The 19,066-nt window shown below is 54.0% G+C and carries 20 protein-coding genes; 10 read left to right on the forward strand and 10 right to left on the reverse strand.

The features are described 5' to 3' along the window. The first annotated feature begins 84 nt into the window (after positions 1–84). The 4 genes from hutW to EYY67_RS11730 all read left to right on the forward strand — a co-directional run bounded on the left by hutW (position 85) and on the right by EYY67_RS11730 (position 2,917). Positions 85–1,410 carry a heme anaerobic degradation radical SAM methyltransferase ChuW/HutW gene (gene hutW, locus EYY67_RS11715; protein WP_131693541.1) on the forward strand — a complete coding sequence of 442 codons (1,326 nt, stop codon included), beginning with the start codon at positions 85–87 and terminating at the stop codon, positions 1,408–1,410. Continuing rightward, positions 1,397–1,909, forward strand: coding sequence for a heme utilization cystosolic carrier protein HutX (hutX, locus tag EYY67_RS11720; RefSeq protein ID WP_131693542.1), 513 nt, complete (start codon positions 1,397–1,399; stop codon positions 1,907–1,909). The genes hutW and hutX overlap by 14 nt, the downstream gene beginning before the upstream one ends. Continuing rightward, positions 1,906–2,529, forward strand: coding sequence for an SDR family oxidoreductase (locus EYY67_RS11725; protein ID WP_095925516.1), 624 nt, complete (start codon positions 1,906–1,908; stop codon positions 2,527–2,529). Before hutX ends, EYY67_RS11725 begins: the two co-directional genes overlap by 4 nt. Positions 2,530–2,695: 166 nt before the next feature. Continuing rightward, positions 2,696–2,917 (forward strand): YdgH/BhsA/McbA-like domain containing protein, encoded by a 222-nt coding sequence (locus EYY67_RS11730; protein ID WP_119824654.1) that lies wholly within the window; start codon positions 2,696–2,698, stop codon positions 2,915–2,917. 75 nt (positions 2,918–2,992) lie between these two features. Here EYY67_RS11730 and EYY67_RS11735 read toward each other — a convergent pair whose 3' ends face one another. The 7 genes from EYY67_RS11735 to EYY67_RS11765 all read right to left on the reverse strand — a co-directional run bounded on the left by EYY67_RS11735 (position 2,993) and on the right by EYY67_RS11765 (position 9,683). After that, positions 2,993–3,313 (reverse strand): DMT family transporter, encoded by a 321-nt coding sequence (locus tag EYY67_RS11735; RefSeq protein ID WP_119824660.1) that lies wholly within the window; start codon positions 3,311–3,313, stop codon positions 2,993–2,995. 106 nt (positions 3,314–3,419) lie between these two features. Further along, positions 3,420–4,283: a LysR family transcriptional regulator gene (locus EYY67_RS11740; RefSeq protein ID WP_095925513.1), complete on the reverse strand. Its 864-nt coding sequence runs from the start codon at positions 4,281–4,283 to the stop codon at positions 3,420–3,422. An 84-nt stretch (positions 4,284–4,367) separates the two neighbouring features. Beyond that, complete coding sequence (locus tag EYY67_RS11745; protein ID WP_131693543.1) at positions 4,368–5,081, reverse strand: DUF554 domain-containing protein; 714 nt, start codon at positions 5,079–5,081, stop codon at positions 4,368–4,370. Positions 5,082–5,121: 40 nt separating this feature from the next. Then, a complete protein-coding gene (locus EYY67_RS11750) occupies positions 5,122–5,691 on the reverse strand; it encodes a UbiX family flavin prenyltransferase (protein WP_131693544.1) in 570 nt (189 codons plus the stop codon). A 53-nt stretch (positions 5,692–5,744) separates the two neighbouring features. After that, entirely contained in the window at positions 5,745–7,244 is a 1,500-nt protein-coding gene (locus tag EYY67_RS11755; RefSeq protein ID WP_119824664.1) for a UbiD family decarboxylase, read from the reverse strand. A gap of 246 nt (positions 7,245–7,490) precedes the next feature. Beyond that, positions 7,491–8,957, reverse strand: coding sequence for a sensor histidine kinase (locus tag EYY67_RS11760; protein WP_131693545.1), 1,467 nt, complete (start codon positions 8,955–8,957; stop codon positions 7,491–7,493). Positions 8,958–8,960: 3 nt separating this feature from the next. After that, entirely contained in the window at positions 8,961–9,683 is a 723-nt protein-coding gene (locus tag EYY67_RS11765; RefSeq protein ID WP_131693546.1) for a response regulator transcription factor, read from the reverse strand. A 153-nt stretch (positions 9,684–9,836) separates the two neighbouring features. Between EYY67_RS11765 and EYY67_RS11770 the strand changes: the two genes are divergently transcribed. From EYY67_RS11770 to map, 5 genes are all read left to right on the forward strand, one after another. Continuing rightward, positions 9,837–10,463, forward strand: a complete 627-nt coding sequence (locus EYY67_RS11770) for a cytochrome b/b6 domain-containing protein (RefSeq protein ID WP_095925507.1) — start codon at positions 9,837–9,839, stop codon at positions 10,461–10,463. Between the two features lie 10 nt (positions 10,464–10,473). Next, positions 10,474–11,277 carry a molybdopterin-dependent oxidoreductase gene (locus tag EYY67_RS11775; RefSeq protein WP_095925506.1) on the forward strand — a complete coding sequence of 268 codons (804 nt, stop codon included), beginning with the start codon at positions 10,474–10,476 and terminating at the stop codon, positions 11,275–11,277. 51 nt (positions 11,278–11,328) lie between these two features. Continuing rightward, positions 11,329–11,595 (forward strand): pentapeptide MXKDX repeat protein, encoded by a 267-nt coding sequence (locus EYY67_RS11780; protein WP_095925505.1) that lies wholly within the window; start codon positions 11,329–11,331, stop codon positions 11,593–11,595. Positions 11,596–11,723: 128 nt separating this feature from the next. Beyond that, entirely contained in the window at positions 11,724–11,978 is a 255-nt protein-coding gene (locus EYY67_RS11785; RefSeq protein WP_095925504.1) for a ParD-like family protein, read from the forward strand. A gap of 37 nt (positions 11,979–12,015) precedes the next feature. After that, positions 12,016–12,771 carry a type I methionyl aminopeptidase gene (gene map / locus EYY67_RS11790; protein ID WP_408637253.1) on the forward strand — a complete coding sequence of 252 codons (756 nt, stop codon included), beginning with the start codon at positions 12,016–12,018 and terminating at the stop codon, positions 12,769–12,771. A 67-nt stretch (positions 12,772–12,838) separates the two neighbouring features. Here map and EYY67_RS11795 read toward each other — a convergent pair whose 3' ends face one another. From EYY67_RS11795 to EYY67_RS11805, 3 genes are all read right to left on the reverse strand, one after another. Next, a complete protein-coding gene (locus tag EYY67_RS11795; RefSeq protein WP_232770600.1) occupies positions 12,839–13,384 on the reverse strand; it encodes a PadR family transcriptional regulator in 546 nt (181 codons plus the stop codon). Positions 13,385–13,525: 141 nt separating this feature from the next. Continuing rightward, on the reverse strand, positions 13,526–15,253 hold the full coding sequence (locus EYY67_RS11800) for a tannase/feruloyl esterase family alpha/beta hydrolase (RefSeq protein ID WP_131693548.1): 1,728 nt from the start codon (positions 15,251–15,253) through the stop codon (positions 13,526–13,528). 192 nt (positions 15,254–15,445) lie between these two features. Beyond that, positions 15,446–16,258: a siderophore-interacting protein gene (locus EYY67_RS11805; protein WP_131693549.1), complete on the reverse strand. Its 813-nt coding sequence runs from the start codon at positions 16,256–16,258 to the stop codon at positions 15,446–15,448. 371 nt (positions 16,259–16,629) lie between these two features. Here EYY67_RS11805 and EYY67_RS11810 point away from each other — a divergent pair, with 371 nt between their 5' ends. Next, positions 16,630–19,047: a TonB-dependent receptor domain-containing protein gene (locus EYY67_RS11810; RefSeq protein ID WP_131693550.1), complete on the forward strand. Its 2,418-nt coding sequence runs from the start codon at positions 16,630–16,632 to the stop codon at positions 19,045–19,047. Positions 19,048–19,066 lie beyond the last annotated feature (19 nt).

Below are 19,066 nucleotides of genomic sequence, written 5' to 3' on the forward strand. Positions count from 1 at the left end.
AAGCGCGGGTTGGGTTTGATCGAATGATAATCATTATCGTTTAATGTGCGGTAATGATTGATTCTTCAGGAGAAGAAGAACCCTATGAGCTTAGACCTCACGCGCTTTTATGCCGCCGCAGACGGGCTGCCGTTTCCCGATCGCTGGGCGGTGATGCCCTGGCGGCCTCAGCAACCAGTCGCCGCGCAGGATGTGCCTGCACAATGGGGGGCGCTGTGTCTGCGCACACTTCCCGCCAATAAGCGTCTGGTCTATCTGCATATCCCTTTTTGTGCAACACACTGCAAATTCTGTGGTTTCTACCAGAACAAGCTGGAAGCGGAAGCCACGGAACAATACTGCGACTATCTGATCCGCGAAATTGAACAGGAAGCCAGTTCGCCGCTGCATCAGTCTGCGCCGATCCACGCGGTCTATTTTGGTGGCGGCACGCCGACGGCGCTCAGCGCGAAGCAGCTGCACCGGATTATCGTCACCTTGCGGCGCAGTTTACCGCTGGCCCCGGACTGTGAAATCACCGTCGAAGGACGCATTCTCAATTTTGATGATGAGCGCATCGACGCCTGCCTCGACGCGGGTGCGAACCGTTTTTCCATAGGCATTCAGACGTTCGACACGCGCATCCGTCAGCGGATGGGGCGTCGTGCCAGCCGCGACGAGGCGATACATTTTTTGCGCAAACTGGGTGAACGCGACCGCGCTGCGGTGGTGTGTGATCTGATGTTCGGATTGCCGGAGCAGACCCGCGCATCCTGGCAGGAGGATTTGCAGATTGTCCGCGACCTGCCGCTCGATGGCGTTGATCTTTATGCGCTGAACCTGTTGCCCTCCACGCCGCTGGGCAAGGCGGTTGAAAATCACCGCGTGACCCTGCCGGATGTCAGTATGCGCCGTGACTTTTATCTCGACGGCGAGGCGTTTCTGGCGCGCGACGGCTGGCATCAGATCAGCAACAGTCACTGGGCGCGCAATACCCGCGAGCGTAACCTCTACAACCTGCTGATCAAAAAAGGCGCGGACTGTCTGGCCTTTGGCAGCGGCGCGGGCGGCAATCTGGGCGGGCAATCCTATATGACGGCGCGCAGTCTGGAAGCGTATTACCAGCAACTGGACGCCGGACTGAAACCGATCATGATGATGACGGCCGCGACGGCCAGCGAACACCGCTGGCGCCTGGATTTACAGGGCGGTATCGAAGCCGGGCGCTATGATCTGAGCCGCATTATCGAAGACCCCTTCCCGCTCGAACCGCTGTTACAACAATGGCAACAGTGCGGCCTGATGCACAGCGATGGCCCGCGTTTTAACCTCACGCCTGCCGGACGATTCTGGGCCAGCAATATGTTGCAGGCGCTGCAAACTCTGATCCCTCAACTGACCTTACGGAATACTGCTCATGCCAACGGATAATCCGCAAAACCTGATCACTTTTTTAGCCACGCAGCCCGACGGCACCGTCGAAGATATTGCCCGCAAATATGGCGTCACGCCGCTGACCGTCATTGAGCATTTACCGGCAAGCCACCTGTTTGACGGCAGCCGGTTTGATGACGTCTGGGACAATATCACCGGCTGGGGCGAGGTCACCACACTGGTGAACAATGAGGATCTGATCCTCGAGTTCCGTGGCGAATTACCCACCGGCACGCACCGTCACGGCTATTTTAACCTGCGCGGCAAACAGGGAATGAGCGGCCATATCCGCGCCACACACTGCCGGCATATTGCCCTGATTGAACGGCCATTTATGGGGATGAGCACAGCAAGTGTCTGGTTTTTAAATGCTTCCGGTTATGCGATGCTCAAGGTTTTCGTCGGGCGCGACAGCCATCGCCAGCTTCTTACCGGTCAGCTGGCGGCGTTTCGTGCCCTTCCCGCCTTGCTGGCTGAGAGAGAGAAACAACCTTGAATACTTTGCTGATTTTTGGCGCAGGCAGCGGTGTCGGTGCAGAACTGATCACCCTGACGGCGCAGGAACGCCCGGTCGTGGCGCTGATCCGCAATCCTGAACAGGCACAAAGCGTGCGCGCGCTGGGCGTCACCGTGATTGAAGGCGATGCGCTTAACCCTGCCGACGTGTTGCAGGCCTGCGAGATGGCGGGCGATAAAGCGCAGATCGTCTCCACGCTGGGCGGAAAGCTTTCTGATTACACCGCCAACCGGCTGATCACCGATACTGCGGAACACACCGGCATCCGCCAGATGCTGCTGGTGACGTCCATCGGCTGCGGTGACAGCTGGCCGACCCTCTCCGCACGGGCGAAACAGGCGTTCGGTCAGGCGGTGCGTGAAAAATCACTGGCGGAAAGCTGGCTGCAAACCAGCTCGCTGGACTGGTGCATCCTGCGCCCCGGCGGCCTGATGAACGGTGAGGCCACCGGACAGGCGCACCTGATCCAAACCGAAGCCCATGGCCGCGTGCGCCGCAGCGATGTCGCCCTGCATATCCGTCAGTTACTGGCAAACGGCCAGGGCTGGGGCGAGATTTTCGCGTTATGCGATTCGACGCTGGAAGGTGAACGGTTCTGATCTCATGCCCCGGAAACGGGGCTTTTTAATTCCCGGCGTTTAATTCAATTTTTTAGAACAACATAAGCAAATCACTCCGCTATCCCTTCCGGTCGCACGGCGTTATTCTTCTTCTCATCGAAGGCACACGGCCTTCCCCAAACAAACATTGAGAAGGAATGACATCATGAAATCTATCAAAACTTTCGTTATCGCTGCTGCACTCGCCACGGTTTCTTTCGGTAGCTTCGCTGCTGAAATCGGCACCGTTTCGGCCTCTGACAATACCTTAGAGGGTCTGGAATCCACTTTCGCCGCCAAAGCCGCTGCTGCCGGTGCCAGTTCTTATAAAATCATCGAAGCCGGTGGTCAGAACCGCATTCACGGCACCGCTGTGTTGTACAAATGATTTGCTGAAGTTTGTGATTCAAAACAAAAGCCGCTCCTTTTACAGAGCGGCTTTGTCGTGTTCAGCGTCCGGCTTTTACCCTTTCGTTGCCACTTTCAGCAAAATTACGCCGGAGAAAATCAGCAGCACGGCGATGACACGCAGCGGGTTGAGGCTTTCGCCAAACATCACTACGCCGAGAATAAAAGCACCGATGGCGCCGATGCCGACCCAGACGGTGTAAGAGGTGCCGAGCGGCAGGGTTTTCATGGAAATCGCCAGTAAAACTACGCTGAGCAGCATAAAAACGGCGGTGATGATGCTGGGGATCAGGCGGGTGAATCCGTGGGATTCTTTCATGGCGGTAGACCAGACAACTTCAAAAATGCCAGCTAAAAACAGGTAAACCCAGGCCATGGTGTTTCCTTAATATCTTCAGGGTCGTCCCTGTATAAGATGGCTGAGTCTCTGGTCGTCCAGTCAGCATGAAGAGTGAAGGAGTATAGTTCACTCTTTCATGCCTTTACAGTGTCTGGTCTGCGGGTAGAAACGAATCCTTTTCGGTATGCAGCGTAATGATCGCCGGACGGAACAGTTTGCCTTTCTGTTCGATTTCAAAGGTGCGAAAATGCCGGCTTTCGCCGACTTCAGATGCCGGCATCAGCGCCGCGCCGACCAGCCCGTCGCGGAACATCTCGATCACCAGCCGCGGTTCGGACACTTTCATGATCACATTCACGTCTTTCACTTCTTCATACAGCCGGTTGAGCAGCATTTCATAGGTCCCCTCGCCGCCCATGCGGTGCAGCATCACCAGCGGAAAACCGGAGAGATCAGCGAAAGTCAGTGTGCGATCCGGCAGGGTGTCGGCCAGTTCACTGGTCACCACCGCCACCAGTTTGATGGGTTCGAATTCCCGCACATAGAACGAGCGCACGTCGGCGGGCGTCTGGATCATCGCCATATCCAGCGTTTTGTTCATCACCAGTTCTTCCAGATAAGTGGATTCGGACACTAACAGGTTCGGATCCCAGTCCGGGTTTTTGCGGTACAGCTCGAGAAAAACGGTGTTGAAATAGCGCAGATACAGGTAGGAAACGCCGATACGCACCGTGCGTTTTTTTTGCGACGCGATATCAATCGCCTGTTTAGTGACGCTGTTCACCTGATTGAGAATTTCACTGGTTTTGCGATACAGAAAACGTCCGGCCTCGGTGAGCACCATTTGTTTGCTGGTGCGGATAAACAGCGGCGAACCGATTTCTTCTTCAAGCTCGTGCAGGCGTTTGCCGAGCGGGGGTTGCGCGATATTCAGCACCTTCGCCGCCTTGCTGATGGAACCCTGCTCGGCGATGGTACAGAAGTAGCGCATTCTTTTGAGATCCATCTTTCCCTTCCTGTCAGTCTGGCTGCGTCATGCCCAGTATACAAAAAGCCACTTCGCACAGAAGTGGCTTTTTGCGGACATCCGTCAGTGGATGAACAGGCTCCAGTAATGCGAGATGGGCATGACCAGAATTAACGCCGGTAATAAATTGCCAACCGCGATGGATTTTATACCGCTGATACGGAAACCGGCGGCCAGCATAATAAAGCCGCCTGCGGCAGTGAAATCCCCCATCATTTGCGGATTGGTCAGTGGCAGAATAACGACCGCGGCCGAAGCGATCAGAAACTGCACAATCCACTGTGGAATAAAGATCAGGGCGACGGCATAACCGAGCACGGTGGCGAAAATCGCGGCGGTGAACAGATCCATAATGGCTTTGACGAACAGAATGTTCGGGTCGTGCGTCATGCCTTCGGTCATCGCCCCGATAATCCCGGTGCCGCTGGCGCAGAACAGCACAATGATGGCCACGAACTTCTCGGTGAAGACGTTCTGATCCATGCCGGTATCCGGCGCAAATTTTGCGGCGATACCGCGCGCCATATTTCCCAGACGGGCAATGTAACGTTCGAGATAAAACAATTCGCCGATGGCGGCACCGAGGATCACCGACAAAATCACCACCGGCATGCTGTGCATTTTAACCAGCAGCACGACGCCCAGCGCCATGGAACACAAACCAAAAGTCTGGGGCAGCGAGGTTCGTAACCGCTCTGGCATTTTTACGCCAAGAAAGCCCCCTAACAGGCCGCCAAGTATAATGGCGCCGCTGTTAACGATAGGTCCAATTAACATTTCTACTCCGCTATTTTGAGATATTGTTTTAAATATTCCGCTATAAATCTTCGCCCCAGCGTTTAATATTGGCGACATCCAGGTCAAATAAATCCAGCGCGCGTGCCACGCTATGGTGAATAATGTCATCCACGCTGCCGGGTTTATGGTAAAGGGCCGGAACCGGCGGGAAAATAATCCCGCCCATTTCCGTCACCGACTGCATATTTTTCAGATGCGAAAGATTCAGCGGTGTTTCCCTGACCATTAATACTAACCTGCGCCGCTCTTTTAAAACCACATCTGCGGCGCGGGTCAGTAAGTTGTTGGTCAGTCCGTGAGCAACAGAACCCAACGTATTCATCGAACACGGCGCAATAATCATCCCGATGGTTTTAAAAGAACCACTGGAAACCGATGCCCCGAGGTTATTAATGGAATGCACTTCATCGGCCAGCCGGATCACTTCCTGCCGTTCGATATCGGTTTCGAGACTGCGCGTCACTTCGGCACCTTTACTGATAATCAGGTGCACGTCGATATCGATATCGCGCAATATTTCCAGCGCCTTCATTCCATACTGAAACCCGGAAGCACCGCTTATGCCGACAATTATCCGCCTTCTCTTCATTTCACCTCTCCGCCTTTGAAACGTCGCACCGCAGATGCGCTGGCTTATTGCTGTTAGTATTTAAAGTCAGGTAAGAATTTCTTCACATCGACTTCTTTAAATTTGGAACGTTCGAAATGTGCTTTCAGATGGAACGGCACCGTGCAGTCGAAGATGGTTTTACATGACATGCCTTCCTGCAAAATGCTCGGGCTGTAGGCCGGATTTTGCGAAGGATCGAGCGGATGACAGCGGACGCCCGGAATGGTGACGGTATCCACGTCGCCCTGATAGCGGGTTTGCATCGCCCACAGGATGTCGTCGGTATCGAAAATATCCACGTCTTCATCTACCAGAATCACATGTTTCAGCTCGGAGAATGCCGCAAATGCCAGCAGCGCCGCTTGTCTCTGACGGCCTTCATCCACCGGGGAGGATTTTTTAAACTGCAACACCGCCAGTAACTTACCGCCGCCGGAGGTGTGCGCATGCACATTCAGCACGCGGCCCGGCATGGCGCGGTCAATCATATCCAGAATACTGGCTTCGGTCGGAATACCCGCCATGCTGACGTGCTCGCCGCTCGGGCCAAGCGTGGTTTGCAGGATCGGATTTCTGCGGTGCGTGACGGCTTTCACTTTGATCACCGGCAGTTCGGCTTTGGCTTCACCGGTGTAGCCCGGGAATTCCGGCATCGCTTTGCCGGTATTGGTGTTCTGATCTTCGCGCACACGGACGTTTGGCAGCAACTCGCCTTCAATGACGATTTCGGCGTGGGCAATGGCTTTTTCATCGATAGACACACAGTGGGTAAGCTCGACAGCTTTACCGCGCAATGCACCGGCGATGCTCAGTTCGTTGAAGCCCAGCGGCGTGGTTGGCGGTTCGAAGCAGGCTGCAATTTCAATCGCCGGATCGACACCGATGCTGATTGAAATCGGCAGCGGTTTGCCCGCACGTTCCGCTTTTTCACGGAAGGCATCGATATGACGGCCCGGCGTCAGCCACATTGACAGTTCGTCGCGGCTTTGTATGCACAGGCGGTGAATGGTGATGTCGGATTCTTTGGTTTCAGGATCAGAGGCATAGCACATGCCCATGGTGAAATACGGACCGGCATCTTCTTCGGTGTTGGTCGGTGCAGGCAGCAAGGTGCGCAGGTCAAAATTCGGGTCATCGGCTAGGTAGGTGACTTCCTGACAGGGCGCCGTACCGCGATCGACCACCACCGGCGCGATGGCATTTTTCACCGAATCCCTCAGCAGAAAACCGAGTTTTTCCGGCGCACAGTTCAGCAGGTAGCCCGCACGTTCACGGGTCGACATCAGACCGGTGACCACGCGCACGCCCGGAAAACCTTTAATGGTATTAAACATCATCGCCGGGCCTTTGCGGGTCGGACGTTCACAGGTGCCCCCGGCACCGACGTAACGGTATACGCCGGAAAGCTCCGCATGCGGATCGACTTCCACATCGGTACTGACCATTTCGCCTGGCAGGCTTTCTAAAAATTCAATCGCAGACCGGAGGTCATGCACGTTATTATTTTGAGGGTGGGTTTCTTTCTTAGACATATTTTTTATCCAGGTAAATTAATATTCCACATAATGAGAAAATTATTTCATCGCCGGATTAAATATATATTTACTGCCGTCATTCAAAAAGTACCGTTTAAATACAGGCGCTAAACCTTTTTGGTTTATATCAAAAATATAATTATTATTTAACACTTATTAATACAGAATAATAACTTTCCGACGTCATTTTACGCTATTTACGTTACGGCCATCACACCGTAACGCAAATTAATAAATTGGAATTTAGACCGGCACTGAAAATTGAAAACAGGCACCCTGTTTTGACTGTTCAATCAGGCGGATATCACTGCCATGAAGTTGCAGAATACGGCGCACAATCATCAGCCCCAGCCCGCCTGCGCGGTGTTTATTGGTGCTGAGGATCGACGGACGCACGAACAGGTTGTCCTTCAGTTCCGGCGCAATTCCCGGCCCGCTGTCTTTCAGTTGCACCATCACCTGCCCTTCGTGCGGCCACAATTTGATTTCTATCGTGCCGCCTTCCGGCGTAAAACGAATGGCATTATCCAGCAGATTGGTGAGCACCCTTTCAATCATGCCTAAGTCCGCGTTCACCAGCGGAATGCCCGGCGTGATATCGGCAAGTAATTTCTGCCCGCGCGTTTCGGTCGCCAGTTCAAATTTCTGGAACACATCCTGCACCAGTTCGCTCAGTGAAAACGGTTCTTTCTGCGGTTTCACCACGCCATATTCCAGCCGTGCCAGCTCAAATAATTCCTGCGCCAGACGGCCGACTTTTTTACTCTGCGTCAGGGCGATATTCAGATAACGCTGCCGGTCTTCATTGCTCAGATGATCTGATTTCACCGACAGGGTTTCCAGATACCCGTGCAACGAGGTCAGCGGCGTGCGCAGGTCATGGGAAATATTGGCGATAAATTCGCGGCGTTGCTGATCCTGCACCATCAGGCTTTGCCATTGCTGGTCGATGCGTTTTGCCAGCGCGACAAACGCCTGTTGCAGTTGTGTCACTTCATCGCGCGCAGCACCGGCTGGCGTATCGGTTTTCGCCAGCGCCTGAATGGCGTCCATTCCGCCGGAATCGAGTTGTGCAATCTGCGCCGTCAGTTTACGCACCGGCCGCGTTACCCAGCGGAACGCCAGCGCACCGGCCAGCAGGCCGAACAGCGCCACCAGCCCCATCGAGCGCCACGCCAGAGAGATCGCCGACTGATATTGCGCGTCGCTGGTCAGCGCGGTGTATTCATCACCCAGCAGCACGATATACACATAGCCTTTGGTCACGCCATCCACCCGCAACGGCGCGGCGCTGAACACCTGACGGGTTTGCGGATCGCGCGGATTGTCGCCATATACCGGCATTTTCGCGCCATTTAACAGCGCATTCACTGGCGCTAAATCAATTTTTTGCCGTTGCAAACGCCCCGGAGGGGCAGCGTTGCCGACGATATTGCCGTCTTTATCCAGCAGATACACCTCGACACTCGGGTTCACCGCCATCAGCTGATTAAACAGCGAATGCACCACTTGCGGATCCCAGTCGCCCTGACTGAGCAGCGGATTGTTCGCCGCGATCTGCGTCGCCAGATTGGCCGACAGACGCTGGATCACCGACTGGCTGTACTGATTGCTCGAGCGCACCTGCATATAGCCGGAAAGCGCACAGCAGGCGATCAGCAGCACCATAAACACCAGAGTCAGTCTTTGCGCCAGCGTGAGATTTTTCATGATTTACCCTTGCGTCTCTTCAGCGGAAGACACGAATTTATAGCCTTTTCCCCACACGGTCAGAATGCGTTCCGGCTCAGCCGGATTGGCTTCAATCTTGATGCGCAGCCGGTTGATATGGGTGTTCACCGTATGTTCATACCCTTCGTGTTCATAGCCCCAGACCTGATTTAACAGGCTGAGGCGCGAGAACACTTTGCCGGGATTTTTGGCAAAGAAGTACAGCAGGTCAAACTCACGCGGCGTCAGCTCGACCGGCTGATGACTGAGCGTGACGTCACGGGCGATGGGGTCGATCACCAGCCCGGCAAAACTCAGCGTGCCGGCATCCATTTTCAGGTTACGGCTCATCGCTTCCTGCCGCCGGAACAGCGCCTTGACCCGCGCCACCAGCTCCAGCATAGAGAACGGTTTCGCCAGATAATCGTCCGCACCCAGTTCCAGCCCGAGCACGCGGTGCACTTCGCTGGAACGCGCGCTGATAATAATGATCGGCGTATAGCGCGTCATGTTGCGTGCGCGGCGGCAGATTTCCAGCCCATCGACGCCCGGCAGCATCAGGTCGAGGATCAGCGCGTCCCAGCCTCCTTTTTCCAGATGCGCCACGCCCAGATTGCCGTCGGCGGCGTGGGTAATTTCATAGCCTTCATCGCGCAGATGCAGGCTGAGCAGTTCAGCGATATCCCCGTCATCTTCAACGATCAGGATCTTCTTCGGCTTATCCATGTGTTATCCCAAAACGTGGCGTTTCCCAATGATTTGAGTCTACACAAGCCACCGCCCCGGAGTTATCACATTTTATTTAACTTTGCGTGAGGTCTCGGGGAACAAATCCGCTCAATACTCGCTGCATCACAGGGCGGACAGCCGGACTTCATCATGACAATACATACGGACTTACCCCATCAGGCAAAACAAAAACCCGCCATCGTGCATCCGTTATGGCTGCGTCTGACCCACTGGCTGAACGCGCTGGCGGTGCTGATTATGGTGACCAGCGGCTGGCAGATTTATAACGCGTCGCCGCTGTTTGATTTTGATTTCCCCACCACGATGACGCTGGGTGGCTGGCTGGGCGGCGCGATCCAGTGGCATTTCGCTGGCATGTGGCTGTTCGGTTTTAACGGCCTGTTTTATCTGCTGATGAACATTTTTACCGGCCGGATGAAGCAAAAATTCTGGCCGCTGACGCCGCGCGGCATCTTCAATGATTTGCGGGCGGCATTGCGCGGCAAGCTGAAACACGACGATTTGCGTCACTACAACATGGTGCAGCGCGCTGCCTACGTGTTCGTGATGTTCGACGGCATCGTGCTGGTGCTTTCCGGGCTGGTGGTGTGGAAATCGGTGCAGTTTCCGCTGCTGCGCGAACTGATGGGCGGCTTCGATACCGCGCGTTACGTGCATTTTCTGGCGATGGCGTCACTGGTGGCATTTGTGGTGCTGCATATCGTGATGGTGGCGCTGGTGCCGAAAACCCTGATTGCCATGATCCGCGGACGTTAAGGAAGATCCGATGAAGAACCTCATCAAAAAAAGTATCAGCCAGATTTTCAGCACCGCCGACAGCGAGGCGATTGTGCAGGAAGCTAAAAAACAGATTATCCGCGAACTGGATGCGCCTTCCCGCCGCCTGTTTTTACAACGCGGCCTGACGCTTGGCGGCGTGGCGATGCTGACCGGTTGTGACATCAGCGATAACGCCAGCGTGGAAAATGCGCTGGGTAAAATCTCCGGCTTTAACGACCGCGTACAAGGCTGGCTGTTTGGCTCGACGCGCCTTGCGCCGGTGTATGCCGAATCGATGATCACCCGCCCTTTCCCGTTCAATGCTTTCTATGCCGAAGACGATGCGCCGGACGTTGACGGCAACGCCTACCGCCTGAAAATCGCCGGTCTGGCGCTGGATAAACGCGAATGGTCATTACCGGCGTTGTACAACATGGCGCAGGTCAGTCAGGTGACGCGGCACATTTGTGTCGAGGGCTGGAGCGCAATCGGTAAATGGGGCGGCGTGCCGTTCGGGGATTTTCTGCGCCTGATTGGCGCAGATCTCACGGCGGAATACGTCAGCTTTAAATGCGCTGACGAATATTACACCAGCATTGATATGGCGACGGCGCTGCATCCGCAGACCCTGCTGGCGCTGACCTACGACGGCCAGATTTTGCCGCGTAAGTACGGCTTTCCGATGAAACTCAGAATGCCGACCAAACTGGGTTACAAGAACCCGAAACACATCGAAGTGATTGAAATTACCAATAAGTTTACCGGTGGCTACTGGGAAGATCAGGGCTACAACTGGTTCGGCGGAAGCTGAACAACCTCCACAAAAACCTTTGTATCTCAAAACTCAGAAGAAGGAATTACCATGAAAAAGTTAACCGTAATGATGATGTCTGCCTGCCTGATGATGGGTGCCGTGAGCACCACCTATGCCGCTGACGCGATGGCGAAAAAAGACACCATGGGCCACATGTCGAAAGACTGCACGAAGAAAGACAGCATGAGCAAAAATACCATGGCAAAAGACAGCATGGGCAAAGACTGCATGTCGAAAGATCATATGAAGAAAGACAGTATGTCGAAAGATTCCATGTCCAAAGACGGCATGAAAAAAGGCGCGATGAGCCAGTAACCGCATTCATTCCCGCCATGTAGCAAAAACGCCTCCGCCTGTTCAGCGGGGGCGTTTTTATTGGAAAATCCGCGGCAACTTGCGTAGTATATAAAACATATACGATTCATATACTGCGAGGTGACCCGATGGGTATCATCAAGATTTCAGAACTGATGCACGAGAATCTGCGCATCGCCAGCATGGCCTACACCCGGTCCATTAACGCCCAGGCAGAACACTGGATGAAAATCGGCATGCTGATGGAAACGCATCCCGACATGACACACAGTGAAATTTCGCAACTGCTGGTGCGTTGCAGCGTGGAATCGGACGAGAACAGTGACAGCATCCGCACGCTGTTAAACGTGGGCGGCACACACAGGAAGGCAAGCAATGAATAATGGTTTAGACGAACGGTATTTTGTGAATAACAACCGCATGGTCAAAACGCCGGAAGGCATCGACAAAGCCCGTATCGCCGGGAAACTGGCCGCCCGTGTGTTGCATATGATCACGCCACACGTCGTGCCCGGTGTCACCACCAACGAACTGGACCGTCTCTGCCACGATTTTATCGTCAACGAGTTACAGGCGATCCCGGCCAACATCGGGTATCACGGTTATCAAAAAACCACCTGCACCTCCGTCAACCATGTGATCTGCCACGGCATTCCTTCCGACAAGGCGCTGAAGAAAGGCGACATCGTCAACATCGACGTGGCGCTGATCAAAGACGGCTGGTATGGCGACACCAGCCGCATGTATTACGCCGGAGAGCCTGGCATTATGGCGCGCCGTCTGGTGGATACCACCTTTGAAGCGATGATGGCCGGGATTGACGTGGTGCGTCCGGGCGCCACCTTAGGCGATGTGGGTTACGCCATTGCCGCCGTCGCGAAACGCGAAGGGTTTTCCATTGTGGAAGAGTACTGCGGACACGGCATCGGCATGGGCTACCATGAGGATCCGCAGGTGCTGCATTACGGCGAGAAAGGCCGCGGTCTGGTGTTACAGGAAGGCATGTTATTCACCATCGAACCGATGCTCAACGCCGGTAAGAAGCAAAACAAAGTCCTGCCCGACGGCTGGACGGTGGTGACTAAAGATCATTCGTTGTCCGCACAATGGGAACATATGATTGCGGTGACGAAAACGGGCTATGAAATATTGACCCCATGGCCTGAAGAGAACTGATTTTCCTGTTATATTTCCTGAATGTAAAAGCCTCCGTCCGGAGGCTTTTAACTTTCTGTGATACGGCTCAGCTGCGCTCGATTTCTTTGGTCGCGCGATCTAACGCATCGGTGATTTTATACAGCGTTTCCTGTTCGATCGGCCCTTTGGCGAGGCGCAAATTGAGCGCCATGCGCATATTGTTAATCGCGCGCTGCATTTCCGGAATACTGCGGTTATTCGACAGAATCGCCAGCGAATGCAGTTTCTCTGTTACTGAACCGAGCAAATCACCCTGCTCTGCCAGCGACTGCGTGCCTTCCGGCGTAATTGAATATTGTTTCTTACCGGCCTCTTCCTGCTTCGCCGTTACCAGACCCTGTTCTTCCAGGAAGGTCAGGTTCGGATAAATAATGCTGGCGCTCGGGGTGTATTCCCCTTTGGCTAATTCTTCAATGGCTTTGATCAGCTCATACCCGTGGGCGGCACGTTGCTGTAAGAAATGCAGCATCAGCACACGGATATCACCCGTTTCGAACATGCGCTCACGGCGATGTTTTTTCGCCGTAATACAGTGCGCTTTTTTGCCGGATGTGGCAGGAGGACGGTCATTACCCAAAGGATTATTTTTCATCAGAACCATAGTCAGGATTGCGTAAAAAGTGCGTACAGATATCCCTTAAAGATAACGGGTTAAGCCTTCTTTCACAATGCTGTAAAACATCAGGCAAGCCGCAGCCTGCCTGATTTTATGCCTTTACCGCACCATGGACGGTTAATTCATAAACGTATACGGCTGATAGAAATCCTCGCCCAGCCAGTGATAGGCCGCAGGCTGCGTCGCCAGCGGTTTACGAAGATAACTGGCCGCTGTATTCACATCGCCCTTTCCGCTGTACACCGCGTAATCCGGATACGGGAAGACCGGACGGGAAGCCGCCCCGGCCGGGATTTTCTCCAGACGGATATCGGTCGCTGGCTGTTTGCCGCGCTCTGGCATCGGCTGGCCGAACTGGATCTTCTGCTCTTTCGCTGCCTGATACGTGGTAATGCTGTCCGGCGCGATGCCTTTCTCCACCCAGTTCATCATCGGCGTGAGGAAATCCACCAGACTCGGGCCTTCACCGCCGGAGCAGTGATGCACGCCCGGCAAGAGATACAGACGCTCAAACTGATCGCGGCTCGTCGCGCCCATCACATGGCCTACCGCCTGATGATACGCCACGGAATTGAGCGGGGAGATATGCGGATCTGCCCAACCATGCCAGATAATCAGCTTGCCGCCCGCCGCCTTGAATGCCGAGAGATCCGGATTGGTGGCATCGTAAAGGGGGTGCATTTTACGCAGTTCGTCAAATCCGGCTTCGGTGAATTTCACGTCTTTCAGCGTAAAATGTTCAGCCGGATTTTTTTCATAACTCAGAAATTTCAGCGATGGCAGCGCGATAAACGAGCTGAAAATCGGATCGCTGGCTTTTTCCGGCACAAACACGCCTTCCCACGCCAGTTCTGAACCCGGTTGCGGTCCGCCAACGGTCAGTTTCGCACCGGTCTTCAGATCAACCGGTCCGGCGTACAATTTGGTTAATGTCGAGATTTCAGCGGCTGACAGGCAGTTTTCCTGCGCAGCATCCGTTTTGCAGGCCATCGCGGCAATATCCACATGACAGCTTTGCGGATCGGCAATCAGGCCGTCGGTCTGGCCGTCCAGGGCGTCACATTGTTTCAATACCGCGTTATGGATCAGCGGCAAACGGGAAGCCACAATCACCGCGTTGCCATCCGGCCCGGTATTCGCCAGCGCCTGCCACGCGTGATAGACGGCGTTTTGCGACTGGAAGTTCATCGCCGCCGCACCGGCAATCACACCGTTGAAATCATGCGGAAAACGTTGCGCTTCCATCAGGGCTTCGCGACCGCCATCAGAACAGCCGTTGAAATAGGAATACGCCGGCGCACGCCCGTAGTATTCCGCGATCAGTTTCTTCGACACCTGAGCCGTCAGATGCTGGCTGCGGTAGGCGAAATCTTTGCGCTTTTGCGGATCTTTACCGAAATCCACTTCCTGCATGGAATGCCCCATGTCGGTGGCGGCCATCACGAAACCGTTGGTTTGCAATGGCGTACAACCGGCTGCCGCGCCGATTTGCAGCGAGATATTGCCGCACAAGCCCCCGCAACCGATTTGCATATAACGTTGCTGCCAGGAAGACACCGGCAAAATCACTTTAAAGCCGATGGCCGGATGCAGATTGCCGTCCACCTCGCAGGCCGGTGCGCCGTTGACGGTGATTTCTTTCGCTGAGGTGATGCGGCTGCCCTCGCCGCCGATGTCAGTCAGCGACACCTTGCTGAGATCGGCGCAGGCTTTTACCGGTTTAACAATATCCAGCGACGGAGCCGCTGTATTTTCAGCCGCTGAACTTAAAGAAGAATATCCCGCGAATAAAAGAGGAAACAGGCACAGCGCGCGCCAGTGTCGTTTGAGGCTTATTAATTTCATAACCATTCCTTTGAATAAAAATTCAGAATTTGTCATAAGAATTATAATGATGGCAGAAATAATAAATAATGGCGTTTACCGCACCCGGTGTAATGATTCCGGCGGCAGTTGCAACAAAGCATGAATGAGAAAAACCGCAGACAACAAAGGGGAAATAACCCTTTCATTCTCTGCGGTAAAAAAACAGGGACGTTATTTGTTATGCCAGTAAGCCACGCAGCGAACAAAATTCGCGTCCAGCCCGCGATTTTCCACGAAATAATCATTCAGCCCTTTGGCGAATTTCCCTTCGCCGGTTGCCCAGATGTAGTAATCGCTTTCCGGCAGGAACAGGCTTTTCAGTTTCTTCACCACGGCGTCATCTTCCTGATAACCGTGGTGCACGTCACTGACAATCCACTCAATGTTGAACTCTTTTTCGTCATCTAAATAGCTGATACAAGAGGCGTCTTTCACTTTCACCAGCACGGTAATCTTAGCGTCGGATCCGGCCTGTTTCAGCTCGCGCAGACGGCGTTTCACCGCCGGAAGACCGGTTTCGTCGCACACATACAACTGCCAGGCGTAAGTGGTCGGGATGATCAGGGAACCACGCGGCCCGCCGATAATCAGTTTATCGCCCGGCTTCGCGCCAGCCGCCCATTCACTGGCAACGCCGCCGTCGTGCAGATAGAAATCCAGCGTGAGTTCATGGGATTGCGCATCAAAATGCAGCGGCGTGTATTCGCGGTTCAGCGGACGCGGCCCTTCGCCCCAGACAATGCCTTCTTCTGTCGCGGCCGGTGGCGTGATCACATCACCGGCATTGGCCGGGAAAAACAATTTGATATGGTCGTCGAAGCCGCGCGAGGTAAAGCCCTTCAGCTCGTCGCCGGTTAACACGATGCGTTTAAAACAACCGGCAACGGTTTCGCTGCTTTTTACCGTGATATGACGAAAAACCAGTTCATTTTTAACCCGGACAGGCAGGTTTGCGGCAGGGGTTTCGGGGCGATGTTGTTCCATCAGACTCTCTCTTATGAAATAGGATTTTCTGAAAGATATATCTTAGTCATGTTTTACGCAACCCCGGAAAGCGTAAGGAAAACACGCGGAATTTCCCTCAACGGCCTGCCGTTGTAGCCCATTTCTCAGAACGTAGTGCAAAGATTTCGTTAAGGAACGCAATTTTCTTTATCATTTTGTTGATAACAATTATCAGTATCATTATCATTCGCACAAAGCTCAAATGGGTAATGCATTACAATAAACCCATAATTTATAAGGAATAGGGCTTTTTCATGGAAGATTTTAAACAGATGACCAGCGCGTCTGATTTGTCGAAAGGCAGTACATGCGAGCAGAACTTAAAAAAATCAGTGCAGGACACATAACAAATGTTCAAATCCTTTACACAGCAGGGTTTGGTGAAAAACGTCATTTTCATGGGGACGATCCTCACCACCACCTTCAACGTTAATGCAGCGGACGCAGTTAAAAACAACACCGATCTCACCGCCAGCAACACGCCATCTTCTGAGGCCATCAAGAAAAAACCGGTGCGTACTGCACAGGATCTGGCGCAGAACAATGAAGAAGTCATGACCGTCACGGAAACGATGCCGGATAAAAAACCGGGCTCGAAAACCACCATCACGGCCGCCGATATGCAAAAACGTGGCGGGAATGATTTCGGCACCATCATGCGTTATGAGCCGCTGATCACCGCGACCGGCTCCAGCGGCGGCTCCGGCAATGGCAAAAGCGGTTTCGACCGCAACGGTTACACCGGCTACAACATTCGTGGTCTGGAAAGCAACCGCGTCGGCATCGACGTCGACGGCATTCCGCAACCCAATGCCACCGGCCGCAGCTATGCCAGCCGTGCAGGTCTGGGGACATCCGGCATTGGCCGTGATTACATCGACCCGTACATTTACGGTCAGGTCGATATCGAATCCGGCGCCACCTCAGCCGATCGCGCCAATTCCTCCATCGGCGGTGCCGTTTCCTTCCTGCCAAAATCCGCCGACGATTACCTGCGTCCGGGCAAGGAAACCTATTTCGGTTACCAGTCAGATTATGATTCTTCCGACCGTTCCTGGCACAACGGCATCACTGCCGCTGCCGGTGACGAAACCCTGCGTGGCCTGATTGCCATCAGCCGCCGCGACGGACAGGAAACCGAAAATAACAGCGGTACGCACGACGCCTACCCGGCAAACTGGCACTCTGACGCCATCATGACCTCTGTGATCTGGCAGCCAAATGACGAACATAAAGTCACCGGCACGCTGGATTACTACGAAAAAGTGAACCACACCCATTACGACACCTGGAACAGCGCGGGCAGTAGCATTATCGGCACCGCACAGCAGCAAAGTAACACCCGCCGCTGGGGCGCGAGCCTGAAAGACGAATGGACGCCGTTCAACGATTACGCGGATGCCGTGGTGTCCAAAGTGTATTACCAGTACACCCAGGCGCACGACAACACCTACATGCCGAATTCCAGCGGCGAGATGATGAACGTCTACTCCAACTATGACGTCAACACCTTCGGCGGGGAAACCAGCTGGCTGAAAACGCTGGGTCGTCATGAACTGAGCGCCGGTCTCAACGCCCGTATGTCGAATACGGAACGTCCGTTCCGCGAAAGCCCGGATCAGAGTGTTTACACCACCATCATGCAGCCGGAAGCGAACAGCCGTTCTTATACTCTCGGCGGCTTCCTGCAGGACACCATGAAGTTTGACCTCGATGGCCATAACTTCTCCATCGTTCCGGCGGTGCGTGTGGCCTATCAGAACACCAAAGCCAAAGACCTGTCCGATTTGTCGAACAGCACGGTATCTGAAGATCAGGTTTCCACTTTGTACGGGAAAGCCAACACGGATACGCAGGTTCTGCCGTCTCTGGCATTTACCTATGACATCACGCCTAAGCTGATGACTTACCTGCAATACCGTCGTGGCGCCCAGTTCCCGGATGCCAGCCAGCTTTATGGCTCATGGAACCTTGGCTCTTCTTACGCCGGTTCCCAGCAATATGCGCTGATCGGTAATACCAACCTGAAGACCGAAACCAGCAATAACTTCGAGTGGGGCATGAAGGGTGAAGCGACGGAAGGCGTGACCTTCAAGACGTCGGTGTTCTACAACACCTACAAAAACTTCATTGCTAACACCCGTTACACCCGTGCGGGCAGCCCGGGCATGTTCACCAACGTGCCTTCCAATATTTATACGATTTATCAGGCAGAAAACCGCGATGAAGCCTTTATCTACGGGGGCGATCTGAGTACCAAAATCAACTACGGTACCTGGTTCAGCAGCGTCGACGGCCTGAGCACCAGCTTCGCACTGGGCTATGCCAAAGGTGAGTCTAAATCCAGCTACGAAGGCGACAAATACGTTGACCTCGACAGCGTACCGCCAATGAAATTTGTGGCCGGCGTGGCATGGGATGATCCATCAGGAATTTACGGAACCGCACTGACAGCCACCTTCGTGAAAGGCAAAAAAGCCGAAGCGACCAGCCGCCAGAGCTACACCAACAGCGGTACCGCACTGACCAGCTCCACCACCGAATACATGAACGTGCCGGGTTATGGCATGGTGGATGCGACGGCGTACTGGAAAGTCGCTAAGAACGTCAAACTCAGCGGTGGCGTCTATAACATCACCGACCGCAAATACTGGGATTATCTGAGCAGCCGCACACTGACCGACACCACCAACCAGGATGCTTATAACAAAGCTCTGGCCGTTATGCCGGGTCGCAGCTTCCAGCTGGGCGTGAACGTCGATTTCTAATCTTCGTTAACCCCCCGCA

It is taken from the genome of Rahnella victoriana (genome assembly GCF_004330295.1).
Taxonomy (GTDB): Bacteria; Pseudomonadota; Gammaproteobacteria; order Enterobacterales; family Enterobacteriaceae; genus Rahnella; species Rahnella victoriana.